Origin of the sequence: Mesorhizobium loti (genome assembly GCF_013170705.1) — a bacterium.
Lineage (GTDB): Bacteria > Pseudomonadota > Alphaproteobacteria > Rhizobiales > Rhizobiaceae > Mesorhizobium > Mesorhizobium loti_D.
Genome location: NZ_CP033334.1, coordinates 3,165,012 through 3,190,812 on the forward strand (window position 1 = coordinate 3,165,012; position 25,801 = coordinate 3,190,812).

19 protein-coding genes are annotated in these 25,801 nt (G+C 62.9%); 8 read left to right on the forward strand and 11 right to left on the reverse strand.

All coding sequences use genetic code 11. From position 1 onward, the window contains the following. Positions 1-23: 23 nt before the first annotated feature. The 3 genes from EB815_RS15330 to EB815_RS15340 all read right to left on the reverse strand — a co-directional run bounded on the left by EB815_RS15330 (position 24) and on the right by EB815_RS15340 (position 2,244). The gene (locus EB815_RS15330) at positions 24-1,172 is read right to left on the reverse strand and encodes an amidohydrolase (protein ID WP_056570835.1); all 1,149 of its coding nucleotides are present in this window, start codon (positions 1,170-1,172) and stop codon (positions 24-26) included. 48 nt (positions 1,173-1,220) lie between these two features. Then, positions 1,221-1,676 carry a hypothetical protein gene (locus EB815_RS15335; protein WP_056570837.1) on the reverse strand — a complete coding sequence of 152 codons (456 nt, stop codon included), beginning with the start codon at positions 1,674-1,676 and terminating at the stop codon, positions 1,221-1,223. 124 nt (positions 1,677-1,800) lie between these two features. Continuing rightward, on the reverse strand, positions 1,801-2,244 hold the full coding sequence (locus EB815_RS15340; RefSeq protein WP_056570839.1) for an SRPBCC family protein: 444 nt from the start codon (positions 2,242-2,244) through the stop codon (positions 1,801-1,803). 251 nt (positions 2,245-2,495) lie between these two features. Between EB815_RS15340 and EB815_RS15345 the strand changes: the two genes are divergently transcribed. The 6 genes from EB815_RS15345 to EB815_RS15370 all read left to right on the forward strand — a co-directional run bounded on the left by EB815_RS15345 (position 2,496) and on the right by EB815_RS15370 (position 9,002). Then, positions 2,496-3,356, forward strand: coding sequence for an FAD binding domain-containing protein (locus EB815_RS15345; protein WP_056570842.1), 861 nt, complete (start codon positions 2,496-2,498; stop codon positions 3,354-3,356). Beyond that, positions 3,356-3,832 carry a (2Fe-2S)-binding protein gene (locus EB815_RS15350; protein WP_056570844.1) on the forward strand — a complete coding sequence of 159 codons (477 nt, stop codon included), beginning with the start codon at positions 3,356-3,358 and terminating at the stop codon, positions 3,830-3,832. The genes EB815_RS15345 and EB815_RS15350 overlap by 1 nt, the downstream gene beginning before the upstream one ends. Before the next feature lie 2 nt (positions 3,833-3,834). Further along, positions 3,835-6,099: a xanthine dehydrogenase family protein molybdopterin-binding subunit gene (locus tag EB815_RS15355; protein WP_056570847.1), complete on the forward strand. Its 2,265-nt coding sequence runs from the start codon at positions 3,835-3,837 to the stop codon at positions 6,097-6,099. Between the two features lie 2 nt (positions 6,100-6,101). Further along, the gene (locus EB815_RS15360; protein WP_081294896.1) at positions 6,102-6,347 is read left to right on the forward strand and encodes a MoaD/ThiS family protein; all 246 of its coding nucleotides are present in this window, start codon (positions 6,102-6,104) and stop codon (positions 6,345-6,347) included. 440 nt (positions 6,348-6,787) lie between these two features. After that, the gene (locus EB815_RS15365; protein WP_056570849.1) at positions 6,788-8,440 is read left to right on the forward strand and encodes an anti-phage dCTP deaminase; all 1,653 of its coding nucleotides are present in this window, start codon (positions 6,788-6,790) and stop codon (positions 8,438-8,440) included. Between the two features lies 1 nt (position 8,441). Next, positions 8,442-9,002 carry a hypothetical protein gene (locus tag EB815_RS15370; RefSeq protein ID WP_056570851.1) on the forward strand — a complete coding sequence of 187 codons (561 nt, stop codon included), beginning with the start codon at positions 8,442-8,444 and terminating at the stop codon, positions 9,000-9,002. Between the two features lie 136 nt (positions 9,003-9,138). Here the strand turns inward: EB815_RS15370 and EB815_RS15375 are convergent, their stop codons facing one another. Continuing rightward, positions 9,139-12,573 carry a class I SAM-dependent DNA methyltransferase gene (locus tag EB815_RS15375; RefSeq protein ID WP_065005252.1) on the reverse strand — a complete coding sequence of 1,145 codons (3,435 nt, stop codon included), beginning with the start codon at positions 12,571-12,573 and terminating at the stop codon, positions 9,139-9,141. 452 nt (positions 12,574-13,025) lie between these two features. On the opposite strand from EB815_RS15375, the gene EB815_RS15380 reads away from it, so the two are divergent. Then, positions 13,026-13,469 carry a hypothetical protein gene (locus EB815_RS15380; protein ID WP_056570852.1) on the forward strand — a complete coding sequence of 148 codons (444 nt, stop codon included), beginning with the start codon at positions 13,026-13,028 and terminating at the stop codon, positions 13,467-13,469. Between the two features lie 173 nt (positions 13,470-13,642). Here EB815_RS15380 and EB815_RS15385 read toward each other — a convergent pair whose 3' ends face one another. Together EB815_RS15385 and EB815_RS15390 are read right to left on the reverse strand one after the other, a co-directional pair. Then, positions 13,643-14,614 carry an ornithine cyclodeaminase family protein gene (locus tag EB815_RS15385; protein ID WP_056570854.1) on the reverse strand — a complete coding sequence of 324 codons (972 nt, stop codon included), beginning with the start codon at positions 14,612-14,614 and terminating at the stop codon, positions 13,643-13,645. A gap of 84 nt (positions 14,615-14,698) precedes the next feature. Next, positions 14,699-16,570 carry a putative bifunctional diguanylate cyclase/phosphodiesterase gene (locus EB815_RS15390; protein WP_244494061.1) on the reverse strand — a complete coding sequence of 624 codons (1,872 nt, stop codon included), beginning with the start codon at positions 16,568-16,570 and terminating at the stop codon, positions 14,699-14,701. Between the two features lie 364 nt (positions 16,571-16,934). Between EB815_RS15390 and EB815_RS15395 the strand changes: the two genes are divergently transcribed. Then, positions 16,935-17,627, forward strand: coding sequence for a N5-glutamine methyltransferase family protein (locus tag EB815_RS15395; protein WP_056570858.1), 693 nt, complete (start codon positions 16,935-16,937; stop codon positions 17,625-17,627). A gap of 241 nt (positions 17,628-17,868) precedes the next feature. Here EB815_RS15395 and EB815_RS15400 read toward each other — a convergent pair whose 3' ends face one another. The 5 genes from EB815_RS15400 to EB815_RS15420 all read right to left on the reverse strand — a co-directional run bounded on the left by EB815_RS15400 (position 17,869) and on the right by EB815_RS15420 (position 25,607). Further along, the gene (locus EB815_RS15400) at positions 17,869-18,135 is read right to left on the reverse strand and encodes an acyl carrier protein (protein ID WP_056570860.1); all 267 of its coding nucleotides are present in this window, start codon (positions 18,133-18,135) and stop codon (positions 17,869-17,871) included. Between the two features lie 161 nt (positions 18,136-18,296). After that, positions 18,297-19,853: a class I adenylate-forming enzyme family protein gene (locus EB815_RS15405; RefSeq protein ID WP_056570862.1), complete on the reverse strand. Its 1,557-nt coding sequence runs from the start codon at positions 19,851-19,853 to the stop codon at positions 18,297-18,299. Then, positions 19,843-21,870 carry an asparagine synthase (glutamine-hydrolyzing) gene (gene asnB, locus EB815_RS15410; RefSeq protein WP_056570864.1) on the reverse strand — a complete coding sequence of 676 codons (2,028 nt, stop codon included), beginning with the start codon at positions 21,868-21,870 and terminating at the stop codon, positions 19,843-19,845. Before asnB ends, EB815_RS15405 begins: the two co-directional genes overlap by 11 nt. A gap of 6 nt (positions 21,871-21,876) precedes the next feature. Next, positions 21,877-22,860, reverse strand: a complete 984-nt coding sequence (nadE, locus tag EB815_RS15415; protein WP_081294846.1) for an NAD(+) synthase — start codon at positions 22,858-22,860, stop codon at positions 21,877-21,879. After that, the gene (locus EB815_RS15420; protein WP_056570866.1) at positions 22,857-25,607 is read right to left on the reverse strand and encodes a non-ribosomal peptide synthetase; all 2,751 of its coding nucleotides are present in this window, start codon (positions 25,605-25,607) and stop codon (positions 22,857-22,859) included. The genes nadE and EB815_RS15420 overlap by 4 nt, the downstream gene beginning before the upstream one ends. Positions 25,608-25,801 lie beyond the last annotated feature (194 nt).

The following is a 25,801-nucleotide window of genomic DNA, read 5'->3' on the forward strand; positions in this document are numbered from 1 at the left end:
CCGGCTCGCGGCGACGCGCGGACTCACCCCAGCAGATTGCGTGCCGTGCGCATGAAGATCCTCGACCCGATCGGAATAAGGTCGTCGGGAAAGTCGTAGTCCGGATTGTGGAGCGCCGGGTGGCGCTCGCCGGCGCCCAGGAAGAACATCGCCGACCTGGCGCCGTGGCCGAACAGGCCGAAATCTTCCGAGGCGCGCATCGGCAGGGCTTCCTCACCATGCACGACGCCTTCTTCCTGAAGCGCGCGTTGCAGGTGTTCCACCGCATCCGGCGCGTTGACGCTGGCGACGAAGATCTCGTGATAATCCCAGCGGGCGGAAAGGCGGTGCCTGCCCGCGATCTCCCCGACCAGCGCCTCGGCGGCGGCGCACAGATCCGCCATGCGTTCGTCGCGGCGGGTGCGCAGCGTTGCCCAGACCTCTCCATGCGCGGGCGCGATGCCGAACACGGCTTCGCCCATTTCGGCATGGGTGACGGTGACCATGGAGAAATCGTCATCGGCGAAGGTGGCGCGGCCGAGCGCGGGCAAAGCCGGCATCAGCTCCGAGATCGCCTGCATGGGCGAAATACCGGTCTCCGGCATGGAGGAATGCGCGGTCTTGCCCTCCAGCACGATGCGCATGCCGCGCGAGGCGCAATTGACCACGCCGGGCTTGAGCCGCACCTCGCCGAACGGCACGCCGGGGAGGTTGTGCAGCGAGAAGGCGAAATCAGGCGCGATCTCGCCGTAGCGGGGGTCGGCGACGACGCCGGCCGCGCCATTGCCGGTTTCCTCCGCCGGCTGGAACATCAGCACGACGCGGCCGCTGGCCGGCCGTTCGCGGCCGAGCTGACGGCCAAGGGCGGCCAGGATCGCGGTGTGCCCGTCATGGCCGCACATATGCGACTTGCCCGGCACCTGCGAGGCATGCGGCACGCCCGAGAGCTCCTCGATCGGCAGCGCGTCGAGTTCGGAGCGGAACAGCACGGTCGGGCCGGCCTTGCCGCTGTCATAGACCGCCGCCACGCCGTGCCCGCCCAATCCGGTCAGCACCTTGTCCGGGCCGGTATCGGCAAGGAAGGAGACGACTTCCTGCGCCGTCTTCTCCTCTTCATTGGAGATTTCCGGCTGCCGGTGCAGCTTGCGCCGCCACTCGGTGATCTCGACGATATCCCGGTTGGTGAGGGTCACGCGTTTCCTCCGCCATTTGTTGCGATCGGCGCAGTGTCGCAAACGCCGCTAGCGTACGCGATTGGGGCAGAGCGCTTTGAACTGGTCCAGCGTGACATCGTATGACGAGGCGCCGGAGCCATCGAGCACCACATTGTCATCGATCGACGTGATGCGGTAGTCCGTCGTCACGTCCGTGCCCTTGTTGCGGCCCTGGAACAGCATGTTGGCGCCATAGAAGGTGGTGAATTTGCCGGTCTTGCAGTTGGCGGTGATCTCGAAGTGCAGGGGCGCCTTCATCTCCGCGTCAATGCATTCCTTGGAAAAATCGTGGCCATATTCGCGGCAGTAGACGCCCGCTTTGCGTCGGTCGTGCTTGGCCAGGATGCTGGCATGCGTGGAGCCGATGCCTGATTTTTTGACGATGGTCAGTTCCATCCCCACCTTGTTGCCGTAGTAGATCGTGCTCGCTTGCGCCGCGGTCGCCAGGATCAAGGCGGGCAACACAACCAACAGATGTCGCATGGAACTCCTCCCTTTGGCCGGGAAAGGATTCACGCCCACGATCGTGCGGTCAAGGCCCTCGACGCACGACCGCCGCCGACGGGCATGCCGTCGGCGGCGGCGGCGCGCACTTTCTTGAATGGCCTTATTGATTGATCTCGGGTTCGACCAGCTTTGCCAGGTTCCGCAGCGATTCCTGCCAGCCGAGATAGCAGGCCTCGACCGGGATGACGTCGGGAATGCCGGCCTGGATAATGTCGATTTCGGTGCCGACCGACACTTTTTTCAAGGCGATGGTCACCTGGATCTCGCCGGGCAGGTTGGGGTCGTCGAACCGGTCGGTGTAGCGCAGGCGCTCGCCGGGAACGAGTTCGAGATATTCGCCGCCGAAGGCATGGCTGCCGCCCGTCGTGAAGTTGCGGAAGGACATCTTGAACGTGCCGCCGACCTTTGCCTCGAGATGATCGACCGTGCAGGTGAAGCCGTTCGGCGGCAGCCACTTGGCCAGCGCGTCGGCTTCGACGAAGGCGCGATAGACCTTCTCCGGGCTGGTGGTGAGAACGCGGTGCAAACGTACGGTTCCGGGCATATCGTGTCCTTTCATGATGCGTGTTCGATGTCCCAAGGACGAACGGGGCTTGACCGATCCGACACAGGCTCTCAGATTTTTCGAGAACCGGCGGCAATGCGGCCTTGCAGGCCTGGCCTACGGCAATTCCGGTCGATTTGGGACTCGATTTTGCGGCGGCTGGACCAATCGTCGCAAATGACGAACCGGATAGCCATTATGAGGAGAGTGTTTATAACGGTCGCTGAAATCGCCATATCCAAGGGGAGACGATGCGCTACATACGTCCGCTTTCAATCGAAGATGCCGTCGGCCAACTGGCCGGAGCGTCTGGCATATCAGCCATCCTGGCCGGAGGCAGCGACCTTCTGGTGAGGATGAAGGGGGGCTTTGTCGAGCCCGACCTGATCGTCGACATCAAGTCGATCGCGTCCTTAAGCGAAATCCGCGAGACGGCCGACGGCTTCAGCATCGGGGCGGCCGTTCCCTGCGCCGTGCTGGGCGAGAACACCGCCTTGAAGAAGGCGTGGCCCGGCGTGGTCGAGGCGGCCAAGCTGATCGGCTCCAAGCAGGTGCAGGGACGCTGCACCATCACGGGCAATCTGTGCAACGCCTCGCCGGCGGCGGACAGCGTGCCGGCGCTGGTGGCGGCGGGTGCAAGGGCCGTGGTTGCCGGGCCTTCGGGCAAGCGCACCATCCCCGTCGAGGCCGTGCCGGTGGGGCCGGGCAAGACCTCGCTCGCCAAGGGCGAGATCATCGAGGCGATCCTGCTCGACAAGCGCACGCCGCGCTCGGGCGACGCCTATCTGAGGTTCATTCCGCGCACCGAGATGGACATTGCCGTGGTCAGCGCCGGGGTGAACCTGACGCTCGACGAACACGGCGTCATCACCGCCGCGCGCGTGGCGCTGGGGGCCGCGGCACCGACCGTGCTGCTGGTCGAGGAGGCCGCCGAGGCGCTTATCGGCAGGAAGCTGGACGAGGCGGCCCTTGAGCGGCTGGCAAAAGTCTGCGCCGGCGCCTGCCGCCCCATCGACGACAAGCGCGGTACCATCGAATTCAGACGGAAAGTCGCGGGTGTGCTGGCCAAACGTGCCGCCACGACCGCCTACGCACGTGCAGGAGGCAAATGATGGCTGGCATAGCAGTCTCGACGACAATCAACGGCGACACAATCGAGTATCTCTGCCAGCCTGACGAGACGCTGCTCGACGTGCTGCGCGACCGGCTCGGCCTGACCGGCGCCAAGGAAGGCTGCGGCACCGGCGACTGCGGCGCCTGCTCGATCATCCTCGACAACCGGCTGGTCTGCTCGTGCCTGGTGCTTGGTGCCGAGGCCGAGGGCCGGCGCATCGAGACCGTCGAAGGCATGGCGCATGGCGACCAGCTGCACACGCTGCAGCAGAAGTTCCTCGAGCATGCCGCCCTGCAATGCGGCATCTGCACGCCGGGCTTCCTGATCGCGGCCAAGGACCTTCTGGCGAAAAACCCCGACCCGAGCGAGGAGGAGATCCGCTTCGGCCTGGCCGGGAACCTCTGCCGCTGCACCGGCTATGACAAGATCGTGCGCGCCGTCCAGGACGCGGCACATGTGATGAAGGGAGCCTGAAGATGAATTTCGATCCGCGTTTTTCCGGGCGTAAATTCGCATCCGTCGGCACGCGCCCCATCCGTCCCGACGGCGTCGACAAGGTGACGGGCCGCGCCCGCTACGGCGCCGACTTCAACATGGCCGGCCAACTGGTCGGCCGCGTGCTGCGCAGCCCGCACGCGCATGCGATCATCAGGAAGATCGACACGTCGAAGGCGGAAAAGCTGAACGGCGTGAAGGCGGTGATCACGGCGAAGGACCTGCCGGACCTGACCGATGGCGATGCCGCCATGTACGACATCCTCGACAATTGCATGGCGCGCACCAAGGCGCTCTATGACGGCCATGCGGTGGCCGCGGTCGCCGCCGTCGACGCCCGCACGGCCAGGCAGGCGCTGAAGCTGATCGAGGTCGACTACGAGATCCTGCCGCATGTCACCGATGTCGACGAGGCGATGCAGCACCATGCCCCGCTGATCAACGACACGATCTTCACCGAGGGGCTGGAGGAAAAGCCGGTAAAACCCTCCAACGTCACCAAGCGCAGCCAGTTCGGCCATGGCGATGTGCATCAGGGTTTCGGCCACGCCGATTTCATCGTCGAGCGCTCCTTCAAGACCGAGCAGACGCACCAGGGCTATATCGAGCCGCATGCCTGCGTGGCGAGCGTCTCGTCCGACGGCACCGCTGACCTGTGGGTCTGCACGCAGGGCCATTTCGTCTACCGCCAGCATTGCGCCCAGCTGCTCGGCATGGAAGCCTCGAAGCTGCGCGTCACCTCGTCGGAGATCGGCGGCGGCTTCGGCGGCAAGACCCATGTCTGGGCCGAGCCTGTGGCGCTTGCCTTGTCACGCAAGGCCGGACGGCCGGTGAAGCTCGTCATGACCCGCGACGAGGTGTTCCGCGCCTCGGGCCCGACCAGCGCCACCTCGATCGACGTCAAGATCGGCGCCCGCAAGGACGGCACCATCACCGCGGCGGAAGCGACGCTGCGCTACTCCTGCGGCCCCTATGCCGGCGCCTGGGCCGAGATCGGCGCCATGACGGCGTTCGCCTGCTACAAGCTCGATAACGTCAAGACCGTCGGCTACGAAGTGCTGGTCAACCGGCCGAAGACCGCGGCCTATCGCGCGCCGTCGGCGCCGATGGCGGCCTTCGCGGTGGAAAGCGCCGTCGACGAGCTCGCCAAGGAGATCGGCATGGACCCGGTCGACTTCCGCATCAAGAACGCCGCGCAGGAAGGCACGCGCTCGTCCTACGGTCCGGTCTACGGACCGATCGGCATTGGCCCGACGCTGGAAGCGGTGAAGAACCATCCGCACATGAAAGCGCCGCTCAAGAAGAACCAGGGCAGGGGCATGGCCTGCGGCTTCTGGTTCAATTTCGGCGGCCAGACCTGCGTGGACCTCAACATCGGCATGGACGGCTCGGTGTCGCTGGCCGTCGGCACGGTGGACGTGGGCGGCTCCCGCGCGTCGCTGTCGCTGGTGGCGGCGGAAGAGCTCGGCATCGATTACAGCCAGCTCAAGGCTATCGTGGCGGACACGTCGAGCCTCGGCTACAACGACATGACCGACGGCAGCCGCGGCACCTTCTCGTCCTCCATGGCGACTATCTCGGCCGCCCGCAACGCGATCAAGATCCTGCGCGAGCGCGCCGCGCAGATGTGGGACATTTCCGTCGACGACGTGATCTGGGAACAGGGCCACGCGGTCGCCAAGGGCGAGAAGCACGGCAATCTCGGCAAGCTGTCGCTGAAGGAGATCGCGGCGCAGTCCGGCAAGACCGGCGGGCCGATCGCCGGCCACAGCGAGCTCGTCGCCGACGGCGCCGGCGTCTCCTTCGCCACCCATATATGCGACATCGAGGTCGACCCCGAGACGGGCTCGACCAGGGTGATCCGCTACACGGTGGTGCAGGATGCCGGCAAGGCGGTGCACCCGACCTATGTCGAGGGCCAGTACCAGGGCGGCGCGGCGCAAGGCATCGGCTGGGCGCTCAACGAGGAGTATATCTACGGCAAGGACGGAAGGCTGCAGAACGCCGGCTTCCTCGACTACCGCATCCCGGTGTGCTCCGACCTGCCGATGATCGACACGCAGATCCTGGAAATCCCCAACCCCAACCACCCCTATGGCGTGCGCGGCGTCGGCGAAACCTCGATCGTGCCGCCGCTGGCGGCGATCGCCAACGCGGTGTCGAACGCGGCCGGCGTGCGCATGACGCATATTCCGATGTCACCGCCACGCATCCTGGCGGCCATCGAGGCGGAACGGGGAGGTTAAGTCTGGTCGAAGTCACCCTCTGGGGCGCGCTCGGCCAGCTCGCCGGCGGCAAGAGCAAGGTCGAGGTCGAAGCCAAGGACATCAGGGAACTGTTCAGGAAACTGGCTGAACAGTATCCCGGCTTCGAGCCATGGATCGATCGCGGCATTGCGGTCGCGATCGACGGGGTGATTTATCGGGATACGTGGAGCAAGGAGCTGCCGCAGGGGGCGGAGATTTTTTTGCTGCCGCGGTTGGCTGGGGGGTGAGGGAAGTGCCGCTCTGCCATTGTTTGAGCGTCAAGGTCTAGAATGTCTTGCTTGGGGGCCATAAGCCGATCACTATAGAGATACACTTGGCTGAAGCGGCCGCTCCGCTGGCGCCTCCTTGCGCCATTGTGAAAAGGGGCTCCTAACCTGAATCTTTGCGGGCCCGTTGCATTGACGATTGTCGGCCACCTCTGCCGACGTTGCACATCAGCTCCGAATGGTCGCAGCTTTCCTAGGTTCTCAGCAAGATAGTACAATATATAATATCTGGCTCCCTTCTTTAAGTGCCGGGAACCGCAAAAGGTGTGGCCACCCCAAACGGGATGAATCTGAAGGTTTTTCTGGATTTCGTGGCTGTGTCCAATGATATACGTGCTTATCACTTTGCGAATTCTTTGACATAGAAAAGAATAGTTGGAATCGGGAACGGAGGTGGTGGCATGGCGAGATCGACGGCCGTAGAGAAGATTGAACAGAAGGGTGGTCAGAAGCCGGATAGCAAGACCGTCTTGGCCGGGAGTCACTCGAAAGAACTTTTCTTTGCCGTTGTCGGTCCGGTAGGGGCAGGCGCGTCACAGGCAATCAAGGCACTGCAACGCGTTTGCAAGTCCGGCGGCTACGAAGTTGAGCTGATCAAGGCAAGCGATTTGATCCGAACCTGGGCAAAAGATAATGGCCTCGCCTTCCCTGGTGTGGGGCCCAAGACTTTGGAAGTGATCACCGAGTTGCAGAACTTTGGCGACTCGATGCGCGAGCACGACATGGCCGAAGTCGCCAAGGCGGCGATGCGCGAAATCGCACAGCGACGTGCAAATCGCACCGGTCAGACGTATGTCAAGGGCGAAAAGGTGATTCCTGACAGCGTCAAGCGCGTCTACCTTATCGATTCGATAAGGCACCCGGCCGAAATTCACCTGTTGCGCAGAACCTACGGTAACGCCTTCGGGCTGATCGGCGTCGTTTGTGAGGAGGGCGTGCGTCGCGCACGGATCCTCGAGAAATACTTCCGCGGGCCGGAGAAGGCGCTGCCTGAAACCCAGAGCGCCGTCGATCGTTTTATGGACCGCGACTCGGACGACTCCAACCGCAAGCATGGCCAGCATGTGACCGAAGCGTTCTACGAGGCGGATTTCTTTATCGATAATACCCGTGACGACCCGAACGGCACCAAGAACCTCCTCGACACCGATTTGAGCAGGTTCGTTAGCATCATCTCGCATGATCGTGTGGAGCGGCCCTCCATTGAGGAGACCGCGATGCACCATGCCCACTCCGCGCGCGTACGTAGCGCCTGCCTATCCCGGCAGGTGGGAGCGGCATTGGTCGACTCCGATGGTACCGTGGTCGCAACCGGAACGAACGAAGTGCCAGCGGCGGGTGGCGGCGTCTATGGCGAGCGTTTCGCGACGTCAAGCAGAGGCAATGACGATCATCGTTGTGCTTTCCGGGCCGAGGCATATTGCAGCAGCAATCGCGAGCAAAACGACATCATCGACAACTTGATCGAGGTCCTTCCAGAGCTGAAGAAGGTTGCGGACAAGATCGACCTGGCTGCGCGCATCCGGAAGACTCGGCTGGGTGGCCTTATCGAGTTCAGTCGTGCGGTCCATGCTGAAATGGATGCGTTGTTGTCGGCTGGGCGCGAAGGTGTTTCGACTGTGGGTACCCGCCTCTTCGTCACAACATATCCGTGCCACTATTGCGCTAGGCACATCGTCAGTGCCGGCGTGTACGAAGTGCAGTTCATTGAGCCGTATCCAAAGAGCCTGGCCAGAAAGCTGCACAGTGATTCCATCGAGGTGACCCCGTCCGAGTGGATACCGCCGGTCGCAAAGAGCATAGGTGCCGCGCGGGCTCAGATGCGTACGGCTCAGGACGTCGATAAGGACGACGTTAAGCTCAACGAGCCTAAGGTGCTCTTCAGGCCGTTTGTAGGGGTCGCACCGCGGATGTACGTCCGTGCATTCGAGAAGACGTGGCAACTCAAGAACAAGACAAGCGGAGAATTTGAGATGAGGGCACCAGAATGGGGTAGCGAATGGGCCACCTTAACGGTAGGCTATCCCGAACTCGAAGCAGCCTTGGCGAAATAGCGTGGCGAAACCGCAACTGACACTCGTCGAGAATACTGGAAGCTGGCATGGCCGCGTCGATGGTCGCGTTGTCGCACAAACGCATGAGGTAGCCACCCGTCATACTGTCCAGAGCTTACCACGTGCCGATCAGCTTGATCTGTTCGACGCGCCTGCTCTTCCCGATTTGCGCGTTTTCGTCGTTGCCATGGATACCGTCCATGGCCGGACGCTTCAGAAGGCTGTCCTGTCTAACAAGCCTAGGTCGGTGATTGATCTGCGTTACGCAGCCCGTTTTGACCAATACGGATCCGATAGGGACACATTGTTCGCCTATTTCAAGTCGGTCGGCTCTTATTACGCCCTGGACTCGATGCCTTGGCACGACCTCTCGGCCCGTGACTTCATGACAGAGGGCGGTGTTCAGGTCCCCCGAGTCCATCACGAGCTGGTTGAACTCGATAGAGGCGCAGTGATGTTCTTCGTTCCGAAGCCACAGCACGCCAGCATGCTCATTGCCTATCTGAATCGGATGCTCTCGGCCAAAGTCAAGAGCAGCTGGCGGATTGAGCAGGTAGGGTGACAATGCAATTCAAGGAACGCATGCTGACGCTTGCCCGCATGATGCGCTCGGCTCTCGCACTCGCGGCAGCTAGCCTGTCCCCTTGCCGTTAGCGTACGAATGATGCACGTCCGTTGTCGCCGTCGTGATGTCGCACCTATGCCGCCCGGAAGAAGGTTCTTCCGTGGTCATAGCTTTCCGCTTGGCCAAGGCGAACCAAGGACTGAAGCACATCTAGCACTTCGGTGACTGTCTGTTCTAATGATGAGAACGTTGCGGCGATGTCCGTCGCCGAAAGAGGCGTCTTCGCGCGACTCATGATGTCTAGTACGATCTGAGCCTGTTCCAGCCGCGCGGCGGGGAACGCTGTCTTTCTGCTCTTCGCTTTGGTGGAGAGGATCGCTTGGATGCGGTCGCCGCGGTGTGCCAGCGGGCCGATCCTTTCGATTTGGTATTCGGGACGCAGCCATTTGATGAAGCCACGGCGCTCTTCAGCCGCCCTGATTTCGTTCAGACGGACAAGGCCATCGAGGATTTGCTCGACGTTAGCATCCGCCTGCCATCCATAGGATTTCAGAACAGCCGCGTCGAGCCGCTCGTGGAGCTCCCGCAGGATCAGAACACAGCCGCGGCTTCGCACATCTTGCTCCTTGCGGGAGAGTTGGTTACCAGCAACGACGCCTCCAAGAACATTGTAGAGCGCGGTTAGGGTTATGTCGGGATGCTCGGCAAGGACTCGTTTGCGTGTCTCGTCGAGTTCCTCAGCAATCGTGCCAATTTCGGCGCTCGCCGATGCGTTGGCGTGAGGAAACGGGAAGGGATCGAAACACTTAGATTTCACATAGACGGGGTCGTTTCCAACCCCGAGCCTGCCGCCCGTCGCCAGTGACCAAGCCACATGTACGCGCGATGAAAGTACGCCGAGAGCGAAAGCGTCATCGAGTGCCATCACTACAAGCTTGTTGTCTGGAAGGACCTGGCCATCAATGAACTGGAAGATCCGATGCTTCATCGTTTCGACGGTGGCGATGTAGCGGGGCAGACCTTCGATTGCCGGCCGGAGTTCCCTTCGTGGCTCACCAAACCACCACCATTTGTCTCGGTAAGAGGCTCGATTGTTCCGGTCCCGCTCCGGCTTCACCGTGTCCAAGAGATGTTGATAGACCTCGGGAAAGTCGCGTCGAACTTCATTGGAAGAGACACCAAACAGGTCTATGACCATCGCTCCGCGCGGCCGTGATGTCAGATCCCTGCCATTCCGATATTCACGGATATGTTTGTCGAGCCCAGGTCGCTTTCCAACGCCGAGTTGAACGGCCTTCTCTTTGGTGATGATGAAACCCGCACCCATCAATTGGACGCCTCGGTAGCCGATCGCGCTGTTGCTAACGAGGTCGCTGGCCCTGTCCGTGTTTGCCCCAATCGACAGGTCCGCATTGATCCTGCCTTCACGCTCAACGAACTCGATCGTGGGTTCGTCGGTATCTAGGCGTTCTTCTCTCGTAACGATGCGCAGTGCGCCATCACGTTCGCCGGCTTCAGCTACGGTCATCGCGATCCTGACCGCGGCAGCATCCTTCGACGTCTTCGTCCAAGGATGATCCGGAATGGCGAATACAAGCGAAACTGGCGAAGTGCCCGACAGATGCCGCTCAAGAACTCGCCGCTGAAATACCTGTGTTATGGAGTTCGTCGTAACAAAGCCGAAGCGACGTAGCCGGGTTCCCTTTCTCGCAAGCAGATCGGCCGCGCGGTCCCACCAATACATCACGAAGTCCGCTGCCGGATTCATCTGTGGATTCGCGGCCCACAACGCTTCTGCGTAGCCTGCGCCGAGGCGCGCGCGAATATCCTTTCCGCCAATGAACGGTGGGTTCCCGACGATGAAATCGGCCTCCGGCCAGTCCGCATTGATTGCGTTTAGATAGACGTAGATCTCGCTCCCTTGAGTGTCGGCCAAAGGCTTGCCCAGCGCGTCGCGCTTGAGCTGCGGATGCGGGTACCCTGACCAGGTAATGAGGGCATCCTTCTGGTGAACATGGTCACTGCTGCCCAGAACCGGCTCAGTGGGCACTGTAGAGCGTGTCCGCATGTGCCATTGGATGTATCCTATCCAGAGGACTAGTTCGGCAATCTCGACAGCTCGCTTGTTGAGTTCCATTCCGAAGAATTGCTCCGGCTTCACCGAAATATCGGCTACTCGTGCAACCGCCTCATCGCCGCCGATATCGTGCAATTGCTTGAGCGCTTCGCCTTCCAACTGCTTCATCCTGCGCAGGGCGACATAGAGGAAATTCCCCGTACCGCATGCCGGGTCGAGCACCCGTACCGATGCCAGACGCCTCAGGAAATCTTCTATCTCGCGGATGGCCGTCGCATTGGAACCATCGCGGATTTCGCGCGCAGCCGCCGATTGATGGCCGATCCAGTCTTTGGTCAGCGGTTCCATGATGGTCGCATCAACGACCCTTTCGACGTAGGCACGCGGCGTGTAGTGCGCTCCCAAGCGTTTTCTTTCATCGGGATCCAGCGCCTGCTCGAACAGGGTGCCGAATATAGCCGGCTCCAGATCACGCCAATCTGCATCCGACGCGTCGCGAAGCAGACGTATTTCCTCCTCCATCAGCGGAAGGGAGGCGGCGTTCTTGAACAGCTTGCCGTTGAATCGAAGCAGCCTTTCGCCAATGCCAGGTGAATAGTCTCCACGATCCATGTGACGCCAAAGGTCGTCGATCTCGAACGTAAACCGCGTGGGATCATCGAGGCACTTCGTCAGAAGCTCCGTGAAACCCTTCTTGCGAAGGAGGCCGACGTCCTCAACGAACATTGTGAAAAGGCAACGCATGAGAAAAACTGTGACGCTACGAGCTTCAAAGCCTCGCCCTTCAAGGGCCTTGGAGATTTCAGCGAGCCGCCCGGCAATCTCACGGGTGACCTTTGCCGTCTTCTTTGCGGGATTTAGGGATTGAGGCTCTTCCCAGACGGCGCGAAGTAGGTCTCGCGTCTCGGAATTTGCCAACTGGTCGATTTCTACGCGGAACTGCCGCGCGTCGGGAAACTGCGCATAGTGGCGACCGTGGCCGGAAAAATCGGCATAGAGTTCGATAGCGCGCCCGACATCGCATGCGATGATGAATGGCGGGTAAGGGTGATCAGCAGGCAACGACGCAGCATACCGTTCTGCCTGCCGGCGAGCCCGGACCATCACGTGATCAAGACCTGATGCGGCGGTGTCAAGACTGCTCTCCGTCTCGGCGAATAAATCCGCCTGGCCTTCCGGAACGGCTTTCTTGCCGCCACGGAGGCGGCTCTGCTTTGCTTCGAGAATGAAGCAACCTCGTTTGTAGAGGTCGATCCGGCCGGCTTCCGTTGTTCCGTCTGGGCGTTTTCGCTGAACGCGCCGTTCGAATACATAATCGTTGAAGTCATGTTCGGCCAAGGCTGGATCGGGTCTTCTTACCCCAATCACATCACAAAGCTCCGCCAGGAAAAGTGAGTAGTTGGCGCGCTCCTGGCCGCCGTCAAGATTAGACCACCGCCCGATGAAATCGGCGATCGATAATCCTCTATTAACATTTTGCCCTTGTCCCACGCGCTATACTGACATCGCGTGGTTATCAAAAGTATAATACGCTGGAATCTCACCTTCTTGGCAATTCAAGGCAGATAGATTGGCTCAATGTGGTTGTTATTCGATGAAGGACAACGAGGCTATAAGTGACCAGATAGGAAAACCTCATGGCGGCTCAGATGCACTTCAATTTTGGGGCCTTTACTCGCCCACCCCCCTAAGCCTCCAACGCGGGCTTCGTATTCACCTCCAGCGCCTCTTCGCCTCACCGTCCTTGCCAAGGCTCTCTCCGTGCACGCCAACGTAAGGCGCAGCCATTCGTCATGCTCCCGCTCGGTCCGCCCGTCATAGTTGATATGGGGCGTGATAGCGGGTGGTCTCCGAAAGTGCCTTAAACTGGCAGCGTCTTCACCGGAATCGACGCATTGGAAGATCTGTGCTCTAAATTACCGAATCTTGGGAGGGGGAACAAAATGTACCGGGCTGTCGCTTTGACCGCCGCGCTGGCGCTTGCTGGCTGCGCAACCACATCAGAAATGCCACTGGCTCCGAATGCAGTGCGATTGGATACTCACGCCAGCGGCGCTCTTTTCACGGGAGCTGCCGGTGCGATCACAATGAAGAAGGCCGCCGAGGCAACACTGTCTCGTGGCTATACACATTTTCGTTTTGACCAAGCCTCAACTGCAAGCGGCTCTCGGTTTGTCGGTATGTCCAGCAATACGTTTGGGAGCGCAAATGCAACAGTCATGGGCAATACGGCTTATGGCACTTATAGTGGAACAACCATCAGCACGCCCATGTATGCTCCGACGGCCGATATTGGTGTGACCGTGATAATGTTCCATGCCGATGAAGCCGGCGCCCAAGGCGCGTTTGATGCCAGTGAAGTCCTGAATAAGGGCGGACGGGTGTGATGGATTGAGCGTTCGTTCGGGGTGGACCGCGAAGGGATGAGTAGGTGGATGGGCCACCACCTTAGGCGCTCCAGCGCTTCTCGGATCATGCACGCCCAACGCTCGGCTTGCCCGTAAGGGCCAGATTGGTCTGCCGTGCCCATTGCCGAACTGCTTCGCGTTCCCACCGCTCCCTACGCCCCAACCACCCCCGCCGCCTGCGCCCGCATATACGCCAGCGCCGCAACCGCAAGATCCCCCACAGCCATCCCACGGAACACAAACGCCGTGGCCTCACCCGCACTCTCCCGCCCCGCAAAGTCGCCACACACCAGGCCCGTCAGGTCGCCGGCGACCAGTGCTGCGTCGACCATGGGTTTGGGCATTTTCTTTTCCTGTTCCAGGTCGTCGACGACGATGCGGTCGAAGCGGTGCATCGTTTCGGGCAGCCAGGGCAGGGCCAGGTCGGTGATGGCGGTGAAGTTGCCCGGTTTCAGCCAGTTGGCGTCGAGGAACGGTTCGGGCTCGGGCACCAGGGTCACTGTCGTCACCACAATGTCGGCGTCTTCCACCGCTTCCCTTGCCGTGTCGCAGGCGATTGCTTCCAGGCCGCGCGAGCGCGCCATTTCGCAGAGCGCGTCGCGATTGCTTTTTCCCCGGCCAAAGGCGCGGATTTCGCGCAGGGGAAAGAGGTCGGCGAAGGCTTCCAAATGGCCGCGCGCTTGCACCCCGCAGCCGATGAAGGCGACGGATGATGAGTCGGCCCGGGCCATGCGCCTGGCGGCGACGGCGCTCAGACCCGCCGTGCGCTTGGCCGTCACCCAATTGCCGTCGACAAGGGCGAGCGGCAGGCCGGTCTCGGCGTCGAGCAGCGTGATCAGCGAATTGATCGTGGCCAGTCCGCGCGCGGCGTTGCGCGGGTTCACCACCAGCGACTTGGTGGCCAGCACCGGCGGAACGGAGGCGACGCCGAGCGTTGCCATGAAGTAGCGGTCGTCGCCCGGCCACACGGCGGCCTTGGGCGCGCACCAGACTTCGCCGCGCCTCTGGCCTGATATCTGGCGTTCGATCTCGTCGACTATGTCGGGCGTGGAGATCGCCAGGCGATCGAGAACCGCCGACGACAGATAGGGCAGCGTTTCGGCGGCGGGGGACTGGTTGTTCATCTTGTCATGTTCCCAAGGAGATCGTCAGACTACACGATGCGCGCGGGGCCGAAAGCCTCGCGCCGCGAGCGGCGTGACGGCGGGTCAGGCCGCGCTGCCGCTCTGGCGCCTTGCGGCGGGGTCGAAGAGCGCTTCCGCCGCGAGCGTGCGGCTCGGATGGGCCGCCTCGTAGGCAAGCGCCTCGGGCGCGGGCAGCGCCGGCGAGAAGAGAAAGCCTTGCGCGACCATGCAGTCGAGCGAGCGCAGGATCAGGCGGTCGGCGTCCGTCTCCACCCCCTCGGCCATCACCTCTATGCCCAGCGCGCGGCCGAGATCGATGACCGTCTTGACCAGCGCCTGGTCCTCGACCGACTTGGCCAGGTCGCGCACGAAATGCTTGTCGATCTTGATCTTGCGGATGCGGCTGTCCTTCAGCGCGACCAGGGTCGAAAAGCCGGTGCCGAAATCGTCGAGCACGATCGATATGCCGGCGTCGGCGAGGCGGCCGATCTTCTCGTCGACCCGCTCGCGGTCGACCGGCGCTTCCTCGGTGATCTCGATCTCCAGCATCGCCGCGGGCAGGTGCCTCACCTTCAGCATGTCCAGGATCATGTCGTCGACATTGCCCGCCTCGAGCTCGCGCGGCGACAGGTTCATCGCGACCCGCACATCGCCGCGGCCGCTGCCGGCCAGCGCCTCGATCATGGCGCAGCAATTGCGGAACACCGTTTCCGTCAGCAGCGGCAGCAGGCCGGTCTCGCGCGCGGCGGTGACGATCTCGGGCGGCGAGATCGCCCCATGGAGCGGGTGCCGCCAGCGCAGCAGCGCCTCGAAGCCGACCACCGCGCTGGTGTCCAGGCGCACCAGCGGCTGGAACCATGAGCACAGCGCGCCGGCCTCGATGGCGCCGCGCAGGTCGCGCTCGATGCAGTGCTTGCGCTCCAGCGCCTGGTCGAGCCCGGCATCGAAGACGCAGTATTCGTTCCTGCCCTTGCGCTTGGCCGCATAGAGCGCGAAATCGGCCCGCAGCAGCATTTCCGTCAAGCGTGGATTGTCCGAAACGTAGATCCCGACCGAGGCGCCGACGCGCACCGAGTTCAACGCCGGATCCGGTTGCGCGATCGCCGCGATGAGCGCGCCGGCCAGCGCGCCGGCCGGACGCGCGGATCTCGCGGCGGAAAACAGCAGCACGAACTCGTCGCCGCCGATGCGCGCGATCGTGGCGCCTTGCGGCGCATGGTCTTCGATCCTGCGCGCGACCTTGACCAGCAGGTCGTCGCCGATGTTGTGGCCATAGGTGTCGTTGACGGATTTGAAGCCGTCGAGGTCGACCAGCATGGTCACGAACGGGCCGTCGGAAGGCCCTAGCTGTCGGATCGCCTGCTCGAGCCCGTACCGGTTGAGCAAATTCGTCAGCGGATCGCGCCTGGAATTGCGGTCCATCTCGGCGGCGAATTCCCGCGCCTCGTATTTGAGGCGGCTCGTCTCGCGGAAGCCGGCCTGCCCGATCAGCGCGCTCCTGACCATTCCGCCGAGGAACAGCACGATGGTGAAAGCCAGGACGTAATTCTCGATGCCGCCCCTGGCCAGCACGCATCCGGCGGCGGCCAGAAGCGGCAGCGTCATGAAATTGATCGCCGCCGGCGCATAGGAGGCCGAGTAGGTGACGGAGCCGGCCGACAGGCCCGCGAGCACGATCAGATAGAGCGGCGCCTGTGCCGTGGTGTATCCGTCCGCCAGCACGGCCAGGAAAGCCCAGGCAATGCCGGATGCCAGCGCCAATGCGCCGTAAAGGGAAAGCCGGGCGCTGACCGGCCTCGCGCCGCTCCCGGAAATGTCGGGCTGGGCGGCGGCAAGCGCCAGGCGGGCGCTGTTGATGATGCTGACCGCGGCGAACCACAGCACCGCGCCAACACCGCCATGCGAAAGCATCTGCACGGCCAGGATCAGCGCCGAAAGCACCGTGGCGATCGGCATGGAAATGAAGATCCCTTTCCGCAGATCAGCGAACTGATCGCGGAGGATCCCGGTTGCCACGGCTTCGCTCTGCCCCTGGCGAGAGGGGCCAGCAAACAAGCGCTCGAAATGCCCTGCCATGGCATGGTGATTAGGACAGTGGAATGAAAATCCTGTTAAGGATTTCAGCGGTTTACGGCGTATCTCTCAAATAGGGGCGGGCGGCGGGCCGTGGCGGAGGACCGCGGGAAGCCTCCGTGATTCCGGGTCAAGCGTGCCCCGGTTTCGAGGCAAAGGCCGGAGAAATTCATGGCTTCGGCGCAGGTTTGACTGGCGCGCGGATGCCGAACACCTATACTGGGAACATCAGCCGCGTGGGGTTGCCATGAGCAAGGAGTTCAGTGTCGCCGACGCCTATGGCACGGGCCGCGCCGTCTTCATGGGACTTGAACTGCTCGTCGCGCCCGGTGCGCTGGTGCCGCGGCCGGAGACGGAGCTGCTCGGCACGACGGCTCTTGGTGTCTTGCACCGGATGAACCTGCCAACGCCGCGCATCATCGACATGTGCTGCGGCGCCGGGAACCTCGCCTGTGCCATCGCCCACCGCGTGCCCGCCGCGCGCGTCTGGGCGAGCGACCTCACCGATGGATGCGTCGAGGCGACACGACGCAACGCCGCCCATCACGGCATGGCCGACCGCGTCTCGGTGCATCAGGGCGATCTGTTCGGCGCCCTCGCGGGCCAGGGACTTGAAGGGGCGATCGACGTGATCGTCTGCAATCCGCCCTACATTTCGGAAAAGCGGCTCGAGGGCGACCGCGCGCATCTGGTCGAGCTCGAACCGCGTGAAGCCTTCGCGGCCGGCCCTTACGGCCTCAGCATCCATATGCGGGTGGTGAAGGACGCGCCGCGATATTTGCGGCCCGGCGGCGTCCTGCTCTTCGAAGTCGGCCTTGGCCAGGACCGGCAGGTGATGGCCCTGCTGGAGCGCAGCAAGGCATACGAGAACATCCGCGCCGTCTCCAACGAAGCAGGCGAGGGCCGGGTGGTCCTGGGTCAGGCCCGGGCGCAGGCATGAGCGTGCGCCTGAGCAATTCCAGGAAAAGTGTGAGCGGTTTTCCGTCTGGAATTGCGTGAAAACAAAAGCAATTCGAGGAAGAGTGTGAAGCGGTTTTCCGTCCGGAATTGCGTGAAAACAAAGACATGGAGCGCTTCGCGTTGAAACGGATTCATGCGATGCGCTTCAAGTCCTTGTTTTCATGCATGCCGTTGTCCCAAAACCGAGGTCGCTTCCGGGCGGCATGCGTCAAGCCCGGCAATCAGTTCATCTTGCGCAGGATGTATTGCTCGATGCCCTGAATGGAATCGAGGTTTTCAGGCAAGAGCTCGCTGTCCTCGACGATGATGCCGAAGGTCTCCTCGATGAAGCCGATAATCTCGAGCACGCCCGTCGAGTCGACGATGCCCTGATCGAGCAGGGACGTGTCGTTCACCAATGCCCTCGCGTCGCTCACGTAGAAATTCGAAATCAGGAAACTGCGAATTTGCTCGCTGTAGATTCCGGTGCGTTCCTTGGTAGTCAACATGAATTCGCCCTCCGTTGCGGCCTCGTAAATCTAGCGACTTCGTCCCCCAAAGCGCATCGCGCTGAAACGGATTCATGCGACGCTCCTTCCAGGTCCTTGTTTTCATGCATGTCGTTCTCCCAGGACCGGGGTCACTTTCGAGCGACATGCGCCAGCCCGCCTCATGACAGGGCCGTCTTCTTCAGTTTGCCGGTGTCCGTCATCGGCAGGCTGGCCACGACGACGATGGACTTCGGCACCATGAAGTTTTCCAGCCGTTTCTGGCACTCCATCTGCAACTGCTTTTCGCCGATGGTTCGTCCATTCTCCATTACGACAAACGCCTTCACCGCCTGGCCGAGGAGTTCGTCCGGAACACCGATGACCGCCGCTTCCCGCACCCCTGGAATATTCATGAGCACGTTCTCGACCTCCTTCGGCGCCACCTTCTCGCCGCGCGATTTGATGATCTCGTCGCCACGGCCGACGAAGTAGAGGTAACCCTCCGCGTCCATCCGGCAGTAGTCGCCCGTGTACAGGACCTGCTCGCCCGGCAGCGGGCCGGGCTTGAGCTTCCTGGCCGTCGCCTCGGGCTTGCCCCAATAGCCCTTCATCACCGTCGCGCCGCGGATGACGAGCTGGCCGACGACGCCGGGGCCGACCCGCCTGTCATGTTCGTCAACGATCCACATTTCCGTGTTCGGGATCGCGATCCCGACGCTCAACGGCTTTCGCTCGAGGTCCTCTGGCGGCAGATAGGTGCAACGCTTGCATTCGGTGAGGCCGTACATCGAATAGATGCGTGCACTCGAAAACAGCTCGCGAAGCATGAGAATATGCTTGAGCGGCAAGGCGGCCGCGGTGTTGGTGACGTAGCGAATGCGTGAGAAATCCTGGTCCTTGAGCGACTTGAGCTCGGAGAGCGCCGCAAAGATGGTCGGCACGCCGGGAAAGCCGGTAACTCCCTCTTGCCTGATCAGTTCAAGGACCCGCGCCGGGAAGGCGAAGGAACGTTCGAGCACCAGCCGGGCGCCGGTGCGGAACGCCATGATCATCTGGTACAGGCCATAGTCGAAAGCCAGGGGCAGGACGTTGAGGATCACCTCGTCCTCGCCAAGCTCGAGGTAGGAGGCGATGGACGTGCAGGCGGTCATCATGTTCCTGTGCGTCAGCATCACGCCCTTGGGTTCACCCGTCGAACCGGAGGTGTAGATGATGGCGGCGAGATCGACATCGATGCAGCGCCGTGGCGGCGGCGCGCCGCCGTCGATGGCGACCGCGGTGGCCCAGCGCACGGCATGCGGCAATCGGGAGAGCTCGACGTCGTCGATCGTCCCGGAAACGATCATGCGCAGAAGCGAGGGACAGCCGCGCGCCGGCTCGCGGAAGACCGCCTGCAGATGCCCATCCGTGATCAGCGCCGTCGGCTTGCAGTCGTTGAGCAGGTAATCGAGCTTGTCGCTCTTGGTGAGCGGGTTGACGATGCACACCACCGCGTTCGCCTTGAGCACCGCCCAGAAGCTCACCACCGTCTCGACGGTGTTGTCGGCGAAGATCATCACGCGATCGCCGCGCACGACCCCTGACGCGGCCAGATCCCCGGCGATCGCATTGGCGCGGGTTTCAAGCTCGCCATAGGTGACACGTTGCTTGTTGCACACCAGCGCAACCTTGCCGCCGAGCCGGCCGGCGGAATGGGCGAGGTAGTCATGCAGCAGGGGTACGGCATCATGCAACATGCAAGCGTTCTTCCCGATGTTCGCGGTCGACGTCGACGCTGAGCGCGTATTCGCGAGTTGCACTGGGGCAGCTCGCGACAAACTGTCGATGAAGGAGCTGGGTCGACAGCACGCCGACCAGCGCCATGTTGTCGGCATTGGACAGATCGCCGTCGCCGGTCCTGGCCTGGCACTTGCCGAGCAGGCGCGTGACCGCCTTCGGATCAAAGATATTGGCCTCGCGCAGCGCCGTCTCCGAAAGCGCCTCGCGAACGTATTCCGGTGCGTCGCCGGCGACGAAGCAAAGCGCGTTGGGCGCGCGGAACGGCTGCTTCTTGCGGGTGACGATCTCGGAGGGCACGATCGGTTCCGCCACGCGTTTGAGCACGTGCTTCTCGTCGAGGACGCGCAGCTTGTAGGCCGCCGGAAGCGAATTCGCGAGGCTCACAAGCTCATCGTCCAGGAAGGGGAAACGCCCCTCGACGGAGTGGGCCATCAGCATCCTGTCGCCTTGCGAGGAGAGCAGATAGCCCGACATCAGCGTCTGGACCTCGAGATACTGGTCCTGCGCAAGCGGGCTCCAGCGCGGGAACTCCGCGGGCAGGCGGGCGAGCAACTCGGACACGGCGTCGCGGCGCTCGGTCTCGGCGCGCATGTCGGCGGAAAACAAGCGCTTGATGGCGCTGGTGGTGTGCCAGCGTGTGTCATGGGCAAAGCCGGGCGCGTCATGGGCCTGGATGTTGCGTCCGAAGAACTGGCGCGCCATCGCCTGCTGTTGCACCGGCGAGCGGGTGAGGTAGGGGTAAAGGCGTTCCAGCAGCCGCGAGCGTCGTGTCGATGCCGGCTGGCGGCCCCAGAACCGGCGGATCTTGCCTTCGCGGAACAGGTCGTAGCCGGCGAACATCTCGTCAGCCCCTTCGCCGGTCAGCACGACCTTGATGCCACGCTCGCGCACCAGCCGCGAGAGCAGGAACAGCGGCGCCGGGGCGGTCCGCAGGATCGGGCGCTCGGTGTGGTGGATCACCTCCGGAAAGATCGCGGCGATATCGCCGCGCGAAACCACCACCTCATGGTGCTCGCTGCCGGTTGCCTCGGCAACAAGGCGCTGGAAGCGGGTCTCGTCATATTCGGCGTCGGCGAAACGCAGCGAGAAGGTCTGGAAGCGTTCGCCGGCGAAGCGCCTTCCCAGCGCGGCCACGAGCGAACTGTCCAGTCCTCCGGAGAGGTAGCACCCGACGGGCACGTCGGCGCGTACCATCCTGAGCGCCGTCGCGGCCTCTAGGGCGCCACGCACGCGGTCCACCGCCTCATCGCACGACCCGGTGAACTCGCCCTGCCGCGCTCCGGAAATCTCGGGGTAGGAAGGTCGCCAAAAGGCCCGCTCGCGAACGGTGCCATCCTGGTAGGTGCGGACATGCCCCGGCTCGAGTTCATTGATCCCCTGGAATACCCCTTGCGGCGGAACGACCGTCCAGAGCGTGAAAGTCTGGTCGATGCCGGCCGGATCAAAGGCGCGAGATATGGTTCGATCGGCCGCGAAGATGGCCTTCACCTCGCTGGCGAAATAAAGCCGGCCCGCGTGCTCGCAGAAATGCAGGGGGCAAATGCCGAACCGGTCGCGCGACAATACGAGACGCCCCGCCATCGAGTCCCAGATTGCGATTGCCCATTGGCCGTTCATCCGCTCGAAGGCTGCTTCGCCCCACGCACGGTAGGCATGGAGCGCGACCTCGGTGTCGCTGCGAGTCCGGAAGCGGTGGCCGAGCGCGATCAGCTTTTCCCGCAACTCGACGTAGTTGAAGATCTCGCCGTTGAACACGATCCAGGTCGTGTCGCCGGTGTCGGCGAGCGGCTGCTGGCCGCTGGAAAGATCGACGACGGAAAGCCGCGCATGCGCCAGCCCCGCGCGTCTGTCCCGGTAAAGGCCGTGCTCGTCGGGGCCGCGATGCGCCAGCGCGCCCACCATCCGCATCAGCGCTTCACGCGAAGGAGAAGCCGCCGCGGCGTTCAGCGCCACTATTCCAGCGATGCCGCACATCCCCGGTCAATCCTCGTCAATTCCGGCGGACAGCAAGGGCCGCGCGTGAAGATAGTGGGCGGCCCGCCGTTTCGCGTCGATGTCCTTGAAGACTTTCTGAAGCTGGGGCTCGGTGAGGCCCGCCGCCGCCGCGACCTCATCGCCGGCGATCCCGTGGTTCAGGCCATAGAGGCATAGATCCATCAGGTGATAGGGCAGCGCGAAATAGAACTCCTCCTGGCTTTGCGCCATGGAGAAGGTGTCGGTGGTGGGTGGCCGCCGCTGGATTTCCTCGTCCACCCCGAGATAGTCCGCGAGTTGATAAACCTGGGTCTTGTAAAGGTGGACGATCGGCATCACGTCGGCGGTTCCGTCGCCCTGCTTGACGAAAAAGCCCTGGTCGTACTCAAGGCGGTTCGGTGTCCCGGCAACCGCGTATTTGAGGCGGTCGGCGTGGTAGTATTCGGTCATCTTGCGCAGGCGCTGCTTGTAGTTGGTCGCGGCGACGATCTGCAGGTAGGCGGCAGGCGACAGGCGCACCGTGTCGACCTTGCCCTCTGGATCCTGGACCGTGAGCCGGGTGATGTTGAGGCCGTTGCTCTCCAGAACCGATGCGAGCACCAGCTTGCATTTCCAGCCCTCTCCATAGTCGGGAACGACGGTTTGGATCGCCTCGACCTGCCGGCTGTAGGCGCCGGTGGCCTCGAGTGCCGGTGCTATGTCTTCCACGACGTTTTCAATGCCAAGCTGTGCCGCGACACGGCGGCCAAGTCTGAGCGAATCGCCGGAGGAATCCCGCTCCGGCATGAACAGTCCCAAGACTTTGTCCTTGCCGAACGCGCGCGTGCACAAGGTGGCGACGACGGAGCTGTCGATGCCGCCGGAAAGGCCGACAACCACGCCGCGACGATGGAGCGTGCCAAGGACCTGCGTGCGCAAGGTGTCCACGATGCGATCGACCTCCGCGGGAGCATCGAGCAGCAGCGCGTCCTTGCCGAAGTGCGAGATCACGTCGATGACAAATCCTCCCTTTTGCGAGACTCGGCCGGGGAGTAGGTCTGCACAACGGCCCTCTCGATGAGGGGACGGTTGGTGGCAAGATGCGGCTCCACGACAAGGTCGATATGGTTGCCGTTGATCGGAACCACGTCCAGCCGGGCCAAGGCGCTATCCCAGCCCAAGGCCTGAGGCATTCCCTCCCGGCGGCATCGAAACAAGGTGCCGCCGATCGGCAGGGCCGGTTTCGGTGCGTCCAGCCACTGGAAGAAAGACCGTGCTCGCAGCACCTCCTGCAGTTCCAGTTTGGTTCTGAAGCTCGTCGGGTTGAATTCTCCCTTGGCAGAGCGGTCGAGGAACCTGGCGAGATATCCCTCGCAGCCCATTGCAACGGTGATCTTCGCAAGGGCCCGGCAAGCCATCCGGTGGGCGGATATGCGATTTGTCCGAATGCGATGGAATGTGCGGGTCAGCGTCGCCCAGGGGTCGCTCGGTTCGTTCAGAAGGCTCGTGTCGAGGATGCCCAGAAACCTGACCGGTCGACCGGCGGCCAGCAGCCGTGCGGCAACCTCGAACGCAACCGCGCCGCCAAGCGAATGGCCGAGAAGTCGCACGGGCCCGGCAGGCTGGGCGCGCCCTATCTGTTCGAGCGCGGCGGCAGCCATGGCGGAAAGTGAGTTATGCCCGTCCAATATCGCGGCGAGGCCAGGGTACCTGATGGGGTTGACCCTGGCGACCTTGCCCATGGCGGCCGCGAAGGCGGCCAGGCTCGGACCATAGCCGACGGATCCCGGAAACAGGAAAAGAACCGGGGGGTGTTGCTTCTTCTCGCGCCGGTCGCCTGCCTGTGCGGATGCGACCGCCTCAACCATCTCGTTGAAGCTCATTCCGACGGTGAAGGCCTCAAGGCCCAGTTCCTGGCCGATGGCGCTCTCGATCGCCATGACGCAATGCAGCAGCTGCAGCGAATCTCCTCCCGCATCGTCCCAGTTTCCCGCCGCAACGCTCGTGTTGAGAACCTGCATCCAGGCGTGCTGTACGATTTGCCGGGTGTTCGGTTCGCCTCCGGCGGGCGGCGGTCTGGCAGCCGGCGGTTGGGCGGCTGGCGCCGTCCTTCTGTCCGAACGATCCATTTGGGTGAGGCTCGCCAGGTCGACCTTGCCGCCCAGCAGGCGCGGGATGGCGGCGATGGTGTGCAACCGCGAGGGGCGCAGTGGCGCCGGCAGCGTCGTTCTGACGAGCTGGCGAAGCTCCTCCGCGAAAGCAGCCCCGGCCAGGTGCCTGGGAACCGCGAACGCGACGAGTTCTTTCTCCGGCGTCACGATTGCCACCGCATCCGCGACCGAAGGCGCGCCCCGCAGGACCCGCTCGAGCTCGGCGGGTTCGACGCGCCGGCCATTGATCTTGATCTGGCGCCCCTTGCGGCCGACGACCCACAACAACCCGTCATCGTCCAGCCGAACCAGGTCGCCCGTCGCAAAAATCCGAACACGGGGATCGTCCGGGTCCGGTCGCACGGGAACGACGACACCGTTCTCCCAGTAACCAAGCAGAACATAGGGGCTCCTGATCAGGAGCTCCCCGCTCTCTCCTGTCCCGACGCTGCGCTCCGCTTCGTCGACAATGGCGAATGCCATCCCGGGAAGCAGCCTGCCAACAGGGACCGACGTGTCCTGCTCCGGCCAGTCCGCCGGCAAGAACCATTGCGAACCGGTGGTCTCGGTCGACGAGTAGCCGATCTGGATCAGGCACTGGTCCGAAACGGCCTTGCGCAGCAACGCGATATCGGTCCACGACACCTTCTCCCCGCCGATCCGGGCCACTCTGAGTGAGTGGAAAGCGTCGGCGGGGGCCTCGGTCAAGAGCGCCCGAAGCAGCGCCGGCACAAGATAGGCGACCGTTACGCCTTCGGCTTGCACGCGGGCGCGCACCGCGCGCAGGCCGACCGCCTCCACCTCGACAAGATGCAACGCGGCGCCCGTCAGCAGCGCGGCAAGAATCTCCCGGCAACCGGCAATCGTGGCTGGCCCGGTCAGCGGCAGGAAGACGTCATCCGCGTTTATATGGCACGCGTCGACATATTGCAGGACCCGCCAGAGCAGGCTGCGTTGGCTGTTGACGATCCCCTTGGGACGTCCGGTGCTACCCGAGGTGTAAAGCACCATTGCGGGCGCATCGACGGAAACGGGCGGCGGTTGTTGTGATGCCCGTTGAGCGTCCGGCGCGACGCCGGCGGCAATGTCGACCCACAACACGTGCCGCGCCAGATCGATGGGACGGCCATTTCCGGCGCCTATGATGGCGCCGAGCCGCGCGGCATTCACGATCTCGATGATCCGGGAGCCCGGGTCCCTGATGTTGAGCGGGACCGAAGGCCGTCCGGCCGCCATGCTCGCCAGCATTGCCACCGGGTACCAGACCGAGTTGGCCTGAAGGATTCCGACCGCCTGTCCCTCGGGGACGACGGCGGCGAGACGGCGTGACAGTGTCTCGACAGCCCGCAAAAGCTCGGAGTAAGTCAGGCGGTCGGCGCCGTCGCTGATCGCGAGCTTGTCCGGATATTGCCTTGCGACGTCTGCAAGGTGATCGAAGATGGGAATGTCCGCGAAATCGGCGCCCATCCGCTGATAGGGGCGCCAGACTGGCCCACCCTCGTCGAGAGCATATTCGGGCACGGTTGACCATCCGCGGAGTGTCGTTGTTCGACACTCCGCCTGTAGATCCTGATCCACCGCTTCCGATTGCAAGTACGCTGGAGACATTCAGAGCCCCACCAAGCTGAATGTCGACCATCGCTCGCCACCGGAATCTTTTCATCAATCATTCGGATGATGTCTCGATCTTGACCGGGCAGCTTTTTCCCGATCCATCCTCGCCGGAACTACTCTAATTCCCCTCCGGAAAACGGCCGGGTCCGCCTCAATTTCCCCGGCCGCGAGACGCTTGCCCAGGGCCA